Source organism: Streptomyces sp. NPDC007872, from assembly GCF_042868165.1.
Lineage (GTDB): Bacteria > Actinomycetota > Actinomycetes > Streptomycetales > Streptomycetaceae > Streptomyces.
Genome location: NZ_JBIAEA010000001.1, coordinates 899550 through 915338 on the forward strand (window position 1 = coordinate 899550; position 15789 = coordinate 915338).

The 15789-nt window shown below is 74.6% G+C and carries 12 protein-coding genes; 4 read left to right on the forward strand and 8 right to left on the reverse strand.

The window, feature by feature from the left end; all coding sequences use genetic code 11:
- The first annotated feature begins 63 nt into the window (after positions 1-63).
- Both ACFYNX_RS03655 and ACFYNX_RS03660 read left to right on the forward strand, forming a co-directional pair.
- On the forward strand, positions 64-387 hold the full coding sequence (locus tag ACFYNX_RS03655; protein ID WP_030210572.1) for an STAS domain-containing protein: 324 nt from the start codon (positions 64-66) through the stop codon (positions 385-387).
- A gap of 218 nt (positions 388-605) precedes the next feature.
- On the forward strand, positions 606-3242 hold the full coding sequence (locus tag ACFYNX_RS03660) for an ATP-binding protein (protein WP_388657245.1): 2637 nt from the start codon (positions 606-608) through the stop codon (positions 3240-3242).
- A gap of 85 nt (positions 3243-3327) precedes the next feature.
- Here the strand turns inward: ACFYNX_RS03660 and nucS are convergent, their stop codons facing one another.
- Positions 3328-3999: an endonuclease NucS gene (nucS, locus tag ACFYNX_RS03665; RefSeq protein WP_365541422.1), complete on the reverse strand. Its 672-nt coding sequence runs from the start codon at positions 3997-3999 to the stop codon at positions 3328-3330.
- 261 nt (positions 4000-4260) lie between these two features.
- Here nucS and ACFYNX_RS03670 point away from each other — a divergent pair, with 261 nt between their 5' ends.
- On the forward strand, positions 4261-4653 hold the full coding sequence (locus ACFYNX_RS03670) for an SCO5389 family protein (RefSeq protein ID WP_030218823.1): 393 nt from the start codon (positions 4261-4263) through the stop codon (positions 4651-4653).
- A gap of 118 nt (positions 4654-4771) precedes the next feature.
- On the opposite strand, the gene ACFYNX_RS03675 is transcribed toward ACFYNX_RS03670, so the two are convergent.
- Positions 4772-5806, reverse strand: a complete 1035-nt coding sequence (locus tag ACFYNX_RS03675) for an LLM class flavin-dependent oxidoreductase (RefSeq protein WP_388657249.1) — start codon at positions 5804-5806, stop codon at positions 4772-4774.
- 198 nt (positions 5807-6004) lie between these two features.
- Between ACFYNX_RS03675 and ACFYNX_RS03680 the strand changes: the two genes are divergently transcribed.
- On the forward strand, positions 6005-6331 hold the full coding sequence (locus ACFYNX_RS03680; RefSeq protein ID WP_125668317.1) for an ATP/GTP-binding protein: 327 nt from the start codon (positions 6005-6007) through the stop codon (positions 6329-6331).
- Positions 6332-6346: 15 nt separating this feature from the next.
- Here ACFYNX_RS03680 and ACFYNX_RS03685 read toward each other — a convergent pair whose 3' ends face one another.
- From ACFYNX_RS03685 to scy, 6 genes are all read right to left on the reverse strand, one after another.
- Entirely contained in the window at positions 6347-7183 is an 837-nt protein-coding gene (locus tag ACFYNX_RS03685) for an ABC transporter permease subunit (RefSeq protein WP_388657251.1), read from the reverse strand.
- Positions 7180-8349, reverse strand: coding sequence for an ATP-binding cassette domain-containing protein (locus ACFYNX_RS03690; RefSeq protein WP_388657254.1), 1170 nt, complete (start codon positions 8347-8349; stop codon positions 7180-7182). The genes ACFYNX_RS03685 and ACFYNX_RS03690 overlap by 4 nt, the downstream gene beginning before the upstream one ends.
- A gap of 143 nt (positions 8350-8492) precedes the next feature.
- Positions 8493-9272 carry an ABC transporter permease gene (locus tag ACFYNX_RS03695; protein ID WP_388657257.1) on the reverse strand — a complete coding sequence of 260 codons (780 nt, stop codon included), beginning with the start codon at positions 9270-9272 and terminating at the stop codon, positions 8493-8495.
- Between the two features lie 3 nt (positions 9273-9275).
- On the reverse strand, positions 9276-10244 hold the full coding sequence (locus ACFYNX_RS03700) for an ABC transporter ATP-binding protein (protein WP_125665799.1): 969 nt from the start codon (positions 10242-10244) through the stop codon (positions 9276-9278).
- An 88-nt stretch (positions 10245-10332) separates the two neighbouring features.
- Positions 10333-11268, reverse strand: a complete 936-nt coding sequence (locus ACFYNX_RS03705; protein WP_030218803.1) for a cellulose-binding protein — start codon at positions 11266-11268, stop codon at positions 10333-10335.
- 114 nt (positions 11269-11382) lie between these two features.
- On the reverse strand, positions 11383-15717 hold the full coding sequence (gene scy, locus ACFYNX_RS03710) for a polarized growth protein Scy (protein ID WP_388657831.1): 4335 nt from the start codon (positions 15715-15717) through the stop codon (positions 11383-11385).
- Between the last annotated feature and the right edge of the window lie 72 nt (positions 15718-15789).

A 15789-nucleotide genomic window follows, 5' to 3' on the forward strand; every position in this document is an offset into this window, starting at 1 on the left:
GCAACGCTTCTGCCGACGCGGCAGTCAGTTGTTGCGAAGACGGAGCACTCTCGGGGAGCGCATATGCACATCAGGGGCGACCACGTCGAGCTGGTCGTCGGGGGCCGCCTCGACGTCCGCAGCGCGGCGGACGCCCGTACGGTCCTGCACTCGGCCGTCGACGACGGAGTCGGCGACCTGGTGCTCGACCTGACAGGGCTCGACTCCTGGGACGCCACCGGTCTCGGCGTCATCATGGGCGCCCACCGGCGGGCCGGCCGCTGCGGCCGGCGCCTGGTCCTGCGCGGGGTGCCGCCCCAGATGCAGCGCCTCCTCGTCGCCACCCGGCTGCACCGCATCCTCGCCATCGAGGGCGGCCTCGCCCTGGAATCGCTGCCCCGGGTCTGAGACCCGCCCCCTCCGGGGAGGCCGGAGCGGACCGACGGCGCGCACCGGGCGTCACGCCCGATCCTCACGAGACCATGACGTCTTGGTCTCGGGACCACCCCGACTGTTCCCGGCCGTCCGGCCACGGTCTAGGGTTTCGGCCGTCCGCACATTGGCCGTCCGTACGAGGACGCGACCCACCCGGCGGGCCCGCACACCGCTTCTTGGGGGCTAGGACCATGGACCCGATCAACCCTGGGTCGGAGGAGTACGGTCACGACACCGAGGGCGAGGAGGCCCGTCAGGGCCGCGGCGTGCCCGCACCCGCGGCCGCGCCCGTGCGTGCCCGCGTCGTCCGGCTCGTCTCCGGCGGGCTCCTCCTCACCGTCAACCCCGTCGACGGCAGCGAGATCGAACCCTGCCCGCCCGGGCAGGAGCCGGAGGCCCCCCGCCCCCGCACCCCCGAGGAGCGCGCCGAGGCCGCCCGCGCCCTCGCCCCGCCCGTACCGCCCGGCCCGGCCGCCCCCGTCCTGCCGCTCCTCGAACGCCAGGAGGAGCGCGAGCGGCTCACCGCGATCCTCGGCCGGGGCCGCTCCGCCCGGCTGCTCGGCGTCCCCGGCTCCGGCCGCACCGCCCTCCTGGACGCGGTCGCCGCCGACTGCGCCGACCTCGCCCCCGACGGCGTCGTCCGCCTCTCCGGCCACCACCGCGCCCCCGGCGAACTCCTCCACGAGCTCTTCGCCGCCGTCCGGTACGCCCCCGGCCACCGCCCCGACCGGCCCGAACTCCTCGCCCGGCTCCGCGAGGTCGGCGCCGTGGTCGTCGTCGACGACCTGGAGTTCGGCGGCGTCGCCCTCGACGAACTCCTCGCCGCCGCCCCCGAGTGCGCCTTCCTGTTCGCCGTGACCCCCGACACCCCCGCCCCCTCGGCCGGGGCCCACCTGGAGGACGTCCTCCTCGCCGGCCTCGGCCGCGGCGCCGCCCTCGAACTCCTGGAGAGCGCCGTCGGCCGCCCCCTCAGCGACGAGGAGGCCAACTGGGCCGGCGACCTGTGGTTCGAGTCCGAGGGCCTGCCCCTCCGCTTCGTCCAGGCCGGCGCCCTGCTCCGCCAGCGCGACCGGCTGCGCGTCACCCCCGCCGAGTTCGACGCCTTCGGCGCCCTCGAAGAGGCCTTCGGACCCACCGACCCCGCGGCGGCGGCGCAGGCCGCGGCCGCCGCCTTCGACGGCGTCGACGACCCCGACGTCGAACTGCGCGAGATACCCCTGCCCAGCCTCGGCGAGGGCGCCGCCCCCGCCGGCCTCCTCGCCTCCCGGCTCAGCCGCTCCGCCCAGACCGCCCTGCGCTTCGCCGTCGCCCTCGGCGGCGAACTCCCGCACCAGGCCCACCTGCCGGCCCTGGTCGGCGACACCCACGCCGACGCCGCCCTCGGCGAACTCCTGTCCTGCGGCCTGCTCTCCCCGGCCGGCCCCCGCCACCGGCTCGCCGCCGGGGTCCTCACCCAGCTCCTCGCCCAGGGGTACGAGCACGAGGCCGCCGACCGCGCCCACACCGCCGCCCAGCACTACGCCTGGTGGGCCGCCCACCCCTCCGTCACCCCCGAGCGGGCCGCCGCCGAGGCCGACGCCCTGCTCGCCGCCCTCACCGCGCTCCTCACCGGCACCGGCAACGGGAACGCCGACGGCACCGAGACCGGGGCCGAGCGCCGGGCCACCGCCGTCCTCCTCGCCCGCGCCGCCGCCCCCGCCTTCGCCGCCGGACTCCACTGGGGCGCCTGGGAGCGCGCCCTGCGCGCCGGACAGGAGGCCGCCCGGCTGACCGGGGACGTGGCGGAGGAGGCCTACTTCCACCACGAGCTCGGCGTCCTCGCGATCTGCGCGGGCAACCTGGAGCGGGCCCGCGCCGAACTGGAGGCCTCCATCGGCATGCGCGGGGCGCTCGCCGACAAGCGCGGCACCGTCGCCGGCCGCCGGGCCCTCGCCCTCGTCGCCGACCTCTCCGGGGAGCACGCCGTCCCGGCCGCGCTCCGTGCCGAGGGGCCCGTCTCCCCGCCGCGCGGCACCCCGGCCGCCCGCCCCGCCGTCCTCCCGGCCCCGGAGCCCGTCACGGCCCCGCTGCCCGGCGGACCCGTGCGGGGCCCGGCCCCCTCCTTCCCCGGCTTCTCCGGCCTCGCCGACAAGGGCCCGGCGCCCGCCACGCGCCCCGTCCCCGTCGCGGGGGACGGCCGCCCCGGCCTCGGCTCCGGCATCCTCCACGGCGCCCGCCGCAACCTCGTCGCCGTCGGCGCGGGCGCGCTCCTCGTCGCGGTCCTCGGCACCGTCGTGACCCTCGGTGCCACCTCCGGCAACGCCGAGGACTCCGCCCCGCAGCGCGTCACCTCCGACAGCACCCCGACCCAGGGCGTCCCCGACGAGGAGACCGACGCCGACGAGACGCCCGAGGACCCCGCACCGGGGGAGACGGACGGCCCCACCGGCTCCGGCACCCCGAGCCCCTCCGGCTCCGGCGGCGCCCCGCCGTCCTCCTCCACGAGCCCCGGCACCACCGGCGGCCCGTCCTCCTCCTCGCCCTCGGGCGACCCGTCGTCCACGACGGACCCGGCGGGGACGACGCGGCCCACGACGCCGTCGACGGGGCCGACCACCCCGGACCCGACGACGACGTCCCCGAAGCCGACCACCTCGCCGACGAAGACGACGAAGCCGCCGACGAAGCCCACGGTCGACCCGCCGACGACCCCGACGACCCCACCGGCCACCGAACCGGAGCCGGAGCCGAGCACCTCCACGTCCCAGGAGGGCAGCCCCGGCAACTCCGCCTCCGCCTCCCTCGGCGGCCCGCCCGCCCCCGCGGGCTCCACGCAGACCCCCGCCTGACCCCGTACCGGCATACGGAAGAAGGGGCCGGCCCCGGGCGCGTCCACCGCACCCGGGGCCGGCCCCGTCCGTCGTACCGCCGCCCCTAGAACAGGCGCAGCTTGTCGTCCTCGATGCCGCGCAGGGCGTCGTAGTCGAGGACCACGCAGCCGATGCCGCGGTCCGTCGCGAGCACCCGCGCCTGCGGCTTGATCTCCTGCGCCGCGAAGACGCCCCTCACCGGCGCCAGGTGCGGGTCGCGGTTGAGCAGCTCCAGGTAGCGGGTGAGCTGCTCGACGCCGTCGATCTCGCCGCGCCGCTTGATCTCCACCGCGACCGTCGCGCCGTCCGAGTCCCGGCACAGGATGTCCACGGGACCGATCGCGGTCGGGTACTCGCGGCGGATCAGGGAGTAGCCCGCGCCGAGGGTCTCGATGCGGTCGGCGAGCAGCTCCTGGAGGTGCGCCTCCACCCCGTCCTTGATGAGGCCCGGGTCCACGCCCAGCTCGTGCGAGGAGTCGTGGAGGATCTCCTCCATCGTGATGATCAGTTTCTCGCCCGCTTTGTTGATCACGGTCCAGACGCCGGACTCGGTGTCGACGCCCTCCTTCAGCGTGCACGGAGGGGACATCCAGTTGAGCGGTTTGTACGCCCGGTCGTCCGCGTGGACGGAGACGCTTCCGTCTGCCTTGACCAGGATCAGACGGGGCGCGGAGGGCAGGTGGGCGGTGAGCCGGCCCGCGTAGTCGACGGAACAGCGGGCAATGACGAGACGCATGGTCGGCAACGCTACAAGACGGGCGCTCTTCCGCGCGATTCGGGCGGCGGCCGGGTGGTGACCGCACCCCGGACAGGGATCTTCATGAGCCGAACACCCGTCGGTTATCAGCCGGTTGTGTTCGCCATCTTCTGGTGCGGCCAGGACTGCGCGCTTACCGTGGAAGCTGGAGGTCGTCGTCCGTGCACGCTGCGTGGCGCACGGCCCGGCCTTCGGCCCTGCCCGCAAGACCCCGCCCGCGGGGTCGCGAGAGGAGAACCCATGTCGCTCGACGTCTCACCGGCCCTGTTGGAACAGGCCGAGCGAGGCGAGGTCGACGAAGCCGACTTCGTCGACTGCGTCCGGACCTCCCTGCCCTACGCATGGGAGATGATCAGCTCTCTGGTGGCCCAGCTCAAGGTCGACGGCGGAGAGTTCGCCGACAACCAGACGCCGCCGCCGAACGAGCAGGCACGCGGTCAGTTGCTGCGCGCGCTCGCGAGCGACGCCATTCGTGGCGCCCTGCAGCGGCACTTCGGCGTGCGTCTCGCCTTCCAGAACTGCCACCGGGTGGCGGTCTTCCCGCTGGACCCGGCGGTGGACGACCGGCTCGCCCGCTTCACCTCCATCAGGGGACAGCTCCTGAACCAGTCCCCGGAACTGCGCGACTGCTGAGACATGCTGCTGCCGCTCCCCGTCGCGGGAGAAGGGGGCCGGTGCGGGTCGACGCGCACCGGCGCGAAGGGATGCCGGAGCGGCAGCACGGTCACCGGAAGAGCAGGACCACACCGCCTCACACCAGGAGCGGCAGGACCTCCGCGCCGAGGCGCCGGACGTTCTCCTCGGTCGCCGCGAGGTCGCCCGAGCCCTCCGCGAGCAGGGCGAAGCGCGTGATGCCCGTGCGCTCCGCCGTCGCCGCCAGCCGGTCCGCCGCGAGCCGGGGCGTGCCCACCGGGTGCAGCCCGCACAGCAGCTCCGTGTACGCCACGGGGTCCCGCATCGACCGGTGCCGGCCGTCCACCGTCACATGTGCGTCGAGCCCCTGCCTCAGCCAGCCGGGCATCGCCTTCACCAGCGCCTCGGCCGCGTCCTCGCGCCGGTCCGCCAACTGGGCCACGCCCGCCGACACGTGGTGGGAGCCGATCCGGGCGGTCTCGTCCGGATCCCGCCCGGACTCCCGCGACCAGCGCGTCCAGGCCGCGACCATCTCGGCCTTGTCCTCGTCGCCGCAGTGCATCCCGAGCAGCATCGGAAGGCCGCGCTCGGCCGCCAGCCGCACGCTCTTCGGCGAGGTGCACGCCACCACCACCTCCGGGGCCGGCTCCCCGCCGATCAGCTCGTCCGGCCGGGGCACCACCGGCACCTCCCGGAAGGAGAACCGTTCCCCCTCGGCACCGACGCGCGGCTCGGTCAGCCAGCGGAGCAGCAGGTCGAGGGAGGCGGGGAAGCCCTCCTCGTACGCCTCCAGGCCCGCGCCGAACACCTCCAGGTCGACCCAGGGCCCGCCCCGGCCCACCCCGAGGGTGAACCTGCCGCCCGAGGTGAGGTGCAGCAGCGCCGCCTGCTCGCCCAGGGCGACCGGGTGGACGGTCGGCAGCACGCTCACCGCCGTGCCGACCCGCAGCCGCCGGGTACGGCCGAGGAGCAGCGCCGCCAGCGTCACGGCCGAGGGACACACCCCGTACGGCACGAAGTGGTGCTCGGCGAGCCAGACGGAGTCGAGCCCCGCCTCCTCGGCGACCTCGGCGGTCCGCACCGCCCGGTGCAGCGCCTCACCCTGCCCCTGGCCCGGGAACTGGGCGGCCAGAACGAACGTACCCACGCGCATCGCCTTGTGCCTCCTTGCGGCCGACGCGAATCTCCCCCTCGCACTGGCATCAACGCCTGACACGTGCCAAAGGCAACGGCCGTTCATGAAGTTCTTGCGATTTTCGACCGGCCCCGGCCCACCGGGCCCGGGGCACCGCGTGGCGGCCCGTAGGCTGGACGGAACCGTCCGTGTTCCCCGATCCCGTGAGGTGTGCCCGTGTCCCCGCGTCACAACCGCGCCCGAGGCCGCGACCAGTCCGAGCCGCAGGGCGACCACGGCGACCGGTACGGCGGGGCGCAGCGCACCGAGAGCTGGCAGGGCGAGGAGTGGTACGTCCGCCTCGTCGCCGGCGCCAGCGCGCCCGGCAAGCGCTACCGCTGCCCGGGCTGCGACCAGGAGATCCCGCCCGGCGCCCCGCACGTGGTCGCCTGGCCGGAGTACGGGGGAGTGGACGACCGGCGCCACTGGCACAAGGCCTGCTGGAACGCGAAGGACCGCCGCACCAGCCGGGTGCAGCGGTCCCGCAACGCGCCGAGGTACTGAGGGGTACCGGACCGGCTACACGTCCCGGCTGTTCAGCAGGGCGTAGGCACCGGCCAGCGCCACCGCCGCCGTGCCGCCCATGATCAGCAGCGGCTCCCAGCCCGCCGGACCGTCCTCGCCGAACGGCGGGTGCGTGCTGTAGAGCGCGATCATCTGCGACGGGATCGCGTACATGAACAGCCACTCCTGCACCGACTTCAGCGCCGCGGAGAACATGAACAGGGCCGCCACCAGCGGCAGGAGCAGCAGACCGATCATCACCGTGATCGCGCCCGCCGAGTGCCGGACGACCGTGCCGATCGCCAGCGACAGCAGACCGAGCGCGGCCAGGTAGGCGCCCGCGCCGACCGTCGCGCGCAGCCACTCGCCGCCCGTCGGCTCCGCCGCGTCCACCATGGCGACCTGCGCCAGGGCGACCAGCGTCGCCACCAGCGTGGTGACCGCGAAGACCAGCACGAAGAAGACGATCGCCTTCGCCGTCAGGACCCGGGCCCGGCTCGGGCACGCCGTCAGCGTCGTGCGGATCATGCCCGTGCCGTACTCCGAGGCGATCGTGAGCACCCCGAGCGTGATCACGCAGATCGACGCCGGCAGCATCCCGAAGAAGCCGAAGGCGAGCGCGGGCTCCTCGCCCATCGGGGCCTCGGAGGTCGAGGCGATGGCCGCCACGCCCAGGCCGATGGTGACCATCAGCAGGACCATGACGCCGAGCGTCCACACCGTGGAGCGCACCGAGCGGATCTTCGTCCACTCGGAGGCGAGGGCGTCCCCGAGGTGGGCCCGGCGGACCGGGATGGGGGAGACGTAGGCGTGCGGCGCCGGGGCGTGCCGCGGGTGGGCGGGGGCGGTCATCGGGCGTCCTTGGGGGTGTCGCTCGGCCGGGGGGCGGCCGGCGGCCGGGCCGGAGGGGCGTACGGATGCGGTGCGGGCGCGTGGCCGGGCGCGCCGGGTGCCTGCGGCGCCGTGGCGTACGGGTTCTGCCCGGGCGGCGGCGGGGCGTACCAGCCCTGCTGCGGCACGTCCTGGACCGCCGGCTGCGGCGGCGCCCCGTATCCCGGCTGTCCGGGCTGGAGCGGCGGCTGGAGGTGGGCGAGCCGGTCGTCGGTGGAGCGGTAGTCCACGGCGCCCTGCGTCAGGCGCATGTACGCCTCCTCCAGGGACGCCTGGTGCGGGGACAGCTCCCAGAGCCGTACGTCCGCGTCGTGCGCCAGGTCGCTGATCCTCGGCAGCGGCAGGCCCGTCACCCGCAGCGCCCCGTCCGGCTCGGAGAGGACCTGGCCGCCGGCCTCCGTCAGGACCGCCGTCAGCTTCTCCCGCTGCGCCGGCTCGGTCCCCGGCGTCCGCACCCGGGCGAAGTCGGCGGAGTTCGCCGAGATGAAGTCCTTGACGCTCATGTCCGCGAGCAACTGCCCCCGGCCGATCACGATCAGGTGGTCGGCCGTCAGCGCCATCTCGCTCATGAGGTGGCTGGAGACGAAGACCGTCCGGCCCTCCGCGGCCAGCTTCTTCATGAGGTTGCGCACCCAGAGGATGCCCTCGGGGTCCAGACCGTTGACGGGCTCGTCGAAGAGCAGCACCTGCGGGTCGCCGAGGAGCGCCGCCGCGATGCCGAGCCGCTGGCCCATGCCGAGCGAGAAGCCCTTCGAGCGCCGCTTGGCCACGTCCTGGAGGCCGACCACGCCGAGGACCTCGTCGACCCGCTGCGCCGGGATGCCGGCGAGCTGGGCGAGCGAAAGGAGGTGGCTGCGCGCGCTCCGGCCGCCGTGCACGGCCTTGGCGTCCAGGAGCGCGCCCACCTGCCGGGGCGCGTTCGGCAACTGCCGGAAGGGGTGGCCGCCGATCGTCACGTGGCCCGCGGAGGGCCGGTCGAGCCCGAGGATCATCCGCATCGTCGTCGACTTGCCGGAGCCGTTGGGCCCCAGGAAGCCGGTGACCACACCGGGTCTCACCCGGAAGGAAAGGTCGTACACGGCCGTCTTGGCGCCGTAGCGCTTCGTCAGGCCGACTGCCTCGATCATTCTGCAGCCCCATCGACAGGTCGGTCGCATCCGTGCCGGGGCGCGGCGTCCGTCGGCCGAAGCCCCCCGTATGAGCTAGGAGCTTATCCAGCCGTTGACGGTTCCGGCGAAAACCGGGGGACGGACCGGGGGCGGACCGGGGGTCAGGCGTCCCGGTGCCGCAGCACCAGATAGCCGCCGAGGAGCGCCGCGGCCACCCAGAGCAGCATGATCCCGAGCCCGCCCCAGGGGCCGTACGGAGCCTTGTCCGAGTCCATGGCGCCCGGCACGACCTGCATGATCTTCGATCCGGCCTGGTCCGGGAAGTAGCGGGCCACCTCCTTGGCCTTCGGCACCGCCGCGAGGATGTTCGAGACGAGGAAGAAGAAGGGCATCAGGATGCCGAGCGAGAGCATCGACGAGCGCAGCATCGCCGTCACCCCCATGGAGAAGACCGCGATCAGGCCCATGTAGATCCCGCCGCCGACCACCGCCCGCAGCACGTTCTCCGCGCCGATCGTGGTCCCGTGGTCGCCGAGCAGCGCCTGTCCCAGGAAGAAAGTGAGGAAGCTCGTCACCAGCCCCACCAGGAGCGCGAGCACGCCCGCCACCGCGATCTTCGAGAAGAGGAAGGACCCCCGCCGGGGCACGGCCGCCAGCGAGGTGCGGATCATGCCGGAGGAGTACTCGGTCCCCACCACCAGGACGCCGAAGACCACCATCGCGAGCTGGCCCAGGATCATCCCGGAGAAGCTGACCACGGTCGGGTCGAAGGTGAGGCGCTCGGCCTCGCTCAGGTCGTCGAACTGGGACGCCAGGACCGCGGACAGGGCCGCGCCCATCACCACCGTGACGAGCAGCGCGCTCGCCAGCGTCCAGACGGTCGACGACACCGTCCGGATCTTGGTCCACTCGGACTGGAGGACCGCGGACGCCACTGCCATCGTTCAGTCTCCCTCGGAGGTCGCGCCCCACAGGGGGCCGGGCGCCGCCGCGCCGCCGTGTACGTCGGTGCCGTGCGCGTGGTACTCCACCGCGCCCGCCGTCATCTGCATGAACGCCTCTTCGAGCGAGGCGCGCTGGGAGCTCAGCTCGTGCAGCACGAGTCCGTTCTCCGCCGCCAGCTCGCCCAGCTTCTCGGTCGTCGCCCCGTCCACCTCCAGGGCGCCGCCGCCCGCCTCGACCACGACGAAGCCGTTGGCGTGCAGCACGTCCCGCAACCGCTCCCGCTGCGGCGAACGCAGCCGCGCATAACTCCGGGAATTCTGCTGGATGAAATCAGCCATCGACGTGTCGGCCAGCAGCTTTCCCTGTCCGATGACGATCAGATGATCGGCCGTCAGCGCCATTTCACTCATCAGATGGCTGGAAACGAAGATCGTCCGGCCTTCGGCCGCCAACGCCTTCATGAGATTGCGGATCCAGTGAATTCCCTCGGGGTCCAGACCATTGACGGGTTCGTCGAACATCAGGATCTCGGGATCACCGAGGAGCGCCGAGGCGATGCCGAGCCGCTGCCCCATGCCGAGGGAGAAACCCTTCGACTTCTTCCGCGCGACCGGCGTCAGACCCACCAGGGCCAGCACCTCGTCCACCCGGCTCGGCGGGATGCGGTTCGACTGCGCCAGGCACAGCAGGTTGTTGTAGGCCGAACGGCCGCCGTGCATCGCCTTGGCGTCGAGCAGCGCCCCGATGTGCTTCAGGGGTTCGTGCAGCTCCCGGTAGTGCCGTCCGTCGATCCGGACCGTCCCGCTCGTCGGGTTGTCCAGGTCCAGCATCATCCGCATCGTCGTCGACTTGCCCGCCCCGTTCGGCCCGAGGAAGCCGGTGACCACACCGGGCCGCACCTGGAAGGAGAGGTGGTCGACCGCGGTCTTCGTCCCGTAGCGCTTGGTCAGGCCCTCCAGCTCGATCATGCGTCCAACCTACGGGCGCGCGAAACCCCCCGCCACCGGAATGACGGGGGGTTCCGCGAGACGTGGCCGGGCGTCGCCCGGACGGCCGTTACCGCGTCTGCTGGGCCGGGACGCCGGCCTGGCGCTCGTCGTCGATCGGGGAGCCGGCCGCCGCCACCGCGGCACCGGTCAGCGTCGCCAGCATCTCGCGGACGTTGGTGAGCTGCGCGTTGATCGAGTCCCGGCGGTTCGTCAGGGCCGCCAGCTCGCGCTCCGATTCGCTGCGGATCCGGTCGGCCTTGGCGTTCGCGTCGGCCACGATGTCCTCGGCCTGGCGCTGCGCGGTCTCCACCGTCTGGCGGGCCCGGCGCTCCGCGTCCGTACGCAGCTTCTCGGCCTCCAGGCGGAGCTGCTCGGCCCGGTGCTCGATCTCCGCCAGGCGCTTCTCGGCCTTCGCCTGACGCGAGGCCAGGTCCCGCTCCGACTGCTCGCGGCGCTTCGCCAGGTTGGTCTCGAAGTCCGCGGCGGCCTGGGCGGCCTTGGCGCGGGTCTCCTCGAAGAGGGCGTCGGCCTCCTCGCGCTTCGACTGCGCGTCCTTCTGCGCCTCGGCGCGCAGCGAGTTGGCCTCGCCCTGCGCCTTCTCGACGATCCGGACGCCCTCGTCCTCGGCCTTGGCCTTGCGGTCCGCCGCGAACGACTCCGCGTCGTTGCGCACCTGCTGGGCGGCCGACTCGGCCAGCTCGCGGTGCTGCTCGGCGGCGCGACGGGCCTCCTCACGCAGGTCCTTCGCCTCCTCCTCGGCGAGCCGGAGGATCTTCTCGACCCGGGCGCCGAGCCCCGCGTACGACGGCTCGGCGTCGGTGACCTGTGCCTGGGCGTTCTGCGTTTCGAGGTGGAGCTCCTCGATGCGCTTCTCCAGAGAGGTGATGCGCGAAAGAGCACTGTCGCGGTCGGCCACGAGCTTGGTAATGCGGTCGTCCACCTGACCGCGGTCGTAACCGCGCCGCACGAGCTCGAAGCCGAAGGGGGAGGAAGTGTCGCTCATGGGGTTCCTGTCGAATGAGACCGGTGAGGTGTTAGAGGGAATCCTAGGGGCCGAAGCGGCGTGTCATCGAGCGTATGCCTGTTTGGTCGGGAGAATGTCCAGCCTTTTGAGTGGCTAGCCGTCCTGGGACTTGCCACTCGTCCGGGTGGAACCCGCCGAGGCCCCCGCTCTCGCGCCCACCGAACCGGAGGACTTCCCGCCGCCCGGGGTCTCGAAAGACTCCAACGCCTCCAGGACGTCCTGGACACGGGAGATCTCGGCGTTGATGTCCTTGCGCCGGCGCACGAGCACCTCCAGCTCGCGCTTGCCCTCCGCGATCGTCTCCGCCGCCTCGGCCTCGGCCTCGGCCCGGATCCGCTGCGCCTCCGCCTTGATGGCCTCGGCCTCCGCGACGAGCGACGCCTTCTTCTGCTCGGCCTCCTTGAGGAGCCCGTCGGCCTTCCGCACCGCGGCGATCCGGACCTTGCTCGCCTCCGAACTCGCGTCGGAGACCAGCTCCTTCGCCTTCTCCTCGGCCTCGGCGCGCTGCTCCGTCGCCGCCTTCACCAGCTTGTCGACCCGCTCGCCGGCCGTCTTCATCTGCTCGGCCGTCTCGCGCCGCGCCCGCTCGTGCAGCTCCTCGATCTCGCCCTCGATCCGGCCCCGCAGCTCCTCGGCCCGCTCCCTTATCGCCGTCGCGTCGCTGCGCGCCCCGACCAGGAGCTCGTCCGCGTCCGTACGGGCCTTCTCCACCAGGGAGTTGCCCTCGACGGTCGCCTCGGCGACGATCCGCCCGGCCTCCTTGCGGGCCGCGCCGACCATCAGGTCCGCCTGCGACTCGGCCTCCGTGGTGGCGCGCAGCGCCTCCTCCTGGGCCTTGGCGACGAGCTGGTCCGCCTGCTCGGCCGCGTCCGCGCGCTTCTTGGCCCCGGCCTCCCGCGCCTCGTCCAGGACCCGGTCTGCCTCCGCGCGGGCCTCCGCGCGCATCCGCTCGGCCGCCGCCTCGGCGTCCGCCTTCAGGCGCTCCGACCCGGCGCGGACCTCCTCGGCGTCCCGCCGCGCGGAACCCACCGTGGCCTCCGCCTCGGCGCGCGCCTCCGTGGTGACCCGCTCGGCCAGCCCGGCCGCCTCGCGGGTGAGCCGCTCGGCCTCGCCGGTGGCCTCGGCGATGAGGGCGTCGGCCTGCTCGGCGGCGTCGCTGCGGCGCTTGTCGGCGGCCTTGCGGGCCTCGTCGAGGACCTGCTCGCCGTCCGCGAGCGCCGCGGCCCGCAGGGCCTGGGCGTGCGCCTCGCCGTCGATCCTGACCTGCTCGGCCTCGGCGCGGATGCGCAGGGCGTCCTGCTCGGTCGTCTCCATGAGCTCGACCGCCTCGGCGGTGAGCCGCTCCGCCTCGGCGCGCGCCTCCGTGGTGACCCGCTCGGCCAGCCCGGCCGCCTCGCGGGTGAGCCGCTCGGCCTCGCCGGTGGCCTCGGCGATGAGGGCGTCGGCCTGCTCGGCGGCGTCGGCGCGGCGCTTGTCGGCGGCCTTGCGGGCTTCGTCGAGGACCTGCTCGCCGTCCGCGAGCGCGGCCGCCCGCAGCGCCTCCGCGTGCGCCTCGCCGTCCGCCCTGACCTGCTCGGCCTCGGTACGGATGCGCAGGGCGTCCTGCTCGGTGGTCTCCATGAGCTCGACCGCCTCGGCGGTGAGCCGGTCCGCCTCGGCCCGCGCCTCGCCGACCACCGTCTCGGCCCGCTCCGCGGCCTCCGAACGGATCCGGTTCGCGTCGTCCCGGGCGTCCGCCCGCGTGCGCGCCGCGTCCTGCTCGGCCGCGGCGAGCGAGTCCGTCACCTCGGTCCGCACCCGCTGCGCGTACTCGGCGGTGTCCGACCGCAGCTTCTCCGACTCGGCGAGCGCGTCCGTGACCGTCCGCTCGGCCAGCGCCTTCGCCGCCTCGGACTCCTCCTGGGCGCGCGCCCGGATGCCGGCCGCGTCCCCGGCCGCCCGCTCCCGCTCCTCGTGCGCCTCGGCGCGGACCCGGTCCGCCTCCTCCTGCGCCCCGGTGCGGGTCCGCTCGGCCGCGTGCTCGGCCGCCGACCGCAGCCCGGCGATCTCCTCCTCGGCCTGCTCGCGCAGACCGGCCACCGAGTCCCGCACCTCCTGGGCGGTCTGCTCGGCCGCCGCGACCATCTCGGTCGCCCGCGCGTCCGCCTCCTCGACCAGGCGCTGCGCCTCGGTCTGGGCGTCCTCGACCCGCCTGCGGGCGGCGGCGAGCAGCTCCTCGGACTGCTCCCGGGCCAGCTCGCGCTCCCGGCCGGCCTCGGAACGGGCCGACTCCAGCGTCTCCTCGGCCTCCCGGCGGCGCCGTACGGCCTCCTCCTGCGCGGCGGCCAGCGCCTCGGCGGCCTCGGCGGCCACCCGCTCGGCGGCGGCCCCGGCCTCCGCCCGCACCCGGTCGGCGGTCTCCTGGGCCTCGGTCCGCAGCCGCTCGGCCTCGTCGGACGCCTCCGTGCGCAGCCGTACGGCCACGGCCTCGGCCTCGGCGCGCGCGGCGCCCGCGTCCGCCGCCGCCTCGGTCCGCAGCCGCTCGGCCTCCTGCTCGGCCTGCTCCCGGAGGGTACGGATGCGCTCGGCGGCCTCGGTCCGCAGCCGCTCCGTCTCCTCGGCGGCCTCGCGCCGGATCCGCTCGCCCTCGGCGCGCGCGTCGGTCAGCTCCTCCCCGGCGGCCGCCACCCTCGCCCCGGCCTCGGCGTGCAGCCGGGCCAGCTCCTCGGCGGCCTCCGCGCGCCGGGCCTCGGCGGCCCGCTCGGCGTCCGCGCGCAGCGTCGCCGCGGCCTCCTCGGCCGCGGTCCGCACCGACTCGGCCTGCTCCTCGGCCTCGGCGCGCAGCCGCTCGGCCTCGGCGCGGGTGCGCTCCAGGGTCTCCTCGGCCTGGGCCCGGAGCGTCTGGGCGCGCTCCATCGCCTCGGACTTGACCTTCTCGCTCTCCGCGCCGGACTTCGTCCGCAGTTCCTCGGCGTCCGTGCGGGCCTTGGACAGCAGCTCCTCGGCGGTCCTGGCCGCCTCCTCGATCTGCTGGAGGGCCTCGCGGCGGGCCTCGCCGCGGATCCGCTCGCCCTCGTCGATGGCCTCGCCGCGCAACTGCTCGGCCTCGCCGCGCAGCCGCCGCGCCTCCTCCTGGAGCTCGACGGTCTTGGCGCGGTACTCCTTGGTGTCGTCCTTGGCCGAACCGAGCAGCTCGTCCGCCTGCTCCTCGGCCTGGGAGCGCAGCCGGTCCGCCTCGGCCTCGGCCTCGCGGCGGACCCGCTCGGCCTCCTCGGCGGCCTTGCGGGTGGTCTCCCGGGCGTCCTCGGACGCCTTGGTGAGGATCTCCTCGGCGCTGCGGGCGGCCTTGGCGAGCGCGGCGGCGGAGTCCTCGGCGGCGGCCGTACGGGCCTTCTCGGAGGCCTCCGCGACCAGCTTCTCCGCCTCGGCGGTCGCCTCGCGCAGCTTCTCCTCGGCCTCGCCCTTGAGGGTCTCGGCCTCCTTGGTGGCCTCGCCGACGAGCCGGGCGATCTCCGCCTTGGCCGTACGGGTGCGCTGCTCGTTGACCGACTCGGCGGAGGAGAGCTGCCGGGCGGCGGCCTCCTTGGCCTCGGTGAGCGCCTTCTCGGCCTCGGCGCGGGCGAGCCGCAGCCTCTCCTCGGCCTCCTGCATGCGCTGTTCGGCGGCGCGGGACAGCTCGGTGGCCTGGCGGCGGGCCTGGTCGGTCTCGGCGGCGGTGGAGGAGCGGAGCTGCTCGGCGTGGCTGGTGGCCTCCTGCGCCTGCCCCGCGGCGCCGGCGAGCAGCCGCTCGGCGTCCTTGCGGGCGCGCAGCAGGATCGCCTCCGCCTCGGCGCGGGCGGCCTCCGCCTCGGCGCCGACGCGGCGGCTGGTCTCCTCGGCGAGCCGGGTGGCCTCGGCGCGGGCGGTGGCGAGCGCCTGCTCGGCCTCCGCGCGGGACTCCTCCATCAGCCGGCGGGCCTGGGACTCCGTACGGGCGCGGAGCTGCTCGGCCCAGGCCACGTTCTCGTTGACGTGCGCCTCGACGGTCTGGCGGCGCTCGTTCAGCTCCTGGTCGAGCTGCTGGCGGCGCTGGACGGCCTCGTTGTGCAGCTCGGCCTGGAGCCGCGCCTGGTGCTCGGCGTGCTCCTGGAGGATGCGCTGGGTCTGGGCGCGGGCCTCGCGCAGCTCCCGCTCGGCGTCCTGGCGGAGCTGCTCGGCCTGCGCCTGGGCGTTGCGCAGCATCTGCTCGGCCTGGTAGCCGATGTCGGCGCTGTCGTACGAGGGCCGGGACGCGATGGTGCGGCGCGCCTCGTGGAGCTTGGCGCGCAAGACCTCGACCTGGTAACCGAGGTCCTCGGCGTGCTGGACGGCCTTCTCCCGCTCGGTCTTCAGCCGGTCCATCTCGGCTTCGAACCGGGCGAGATGGTCGTCTTCAGCTCGGTGGCTCTCCTGGCGTTCGTAGCCCCGCACTGCGCGGTCCATCCTTCCCCGAGCTCTCAACGCGTTCGAGCAGGGGAGACCCCAACCCTGGTCGCAACACTC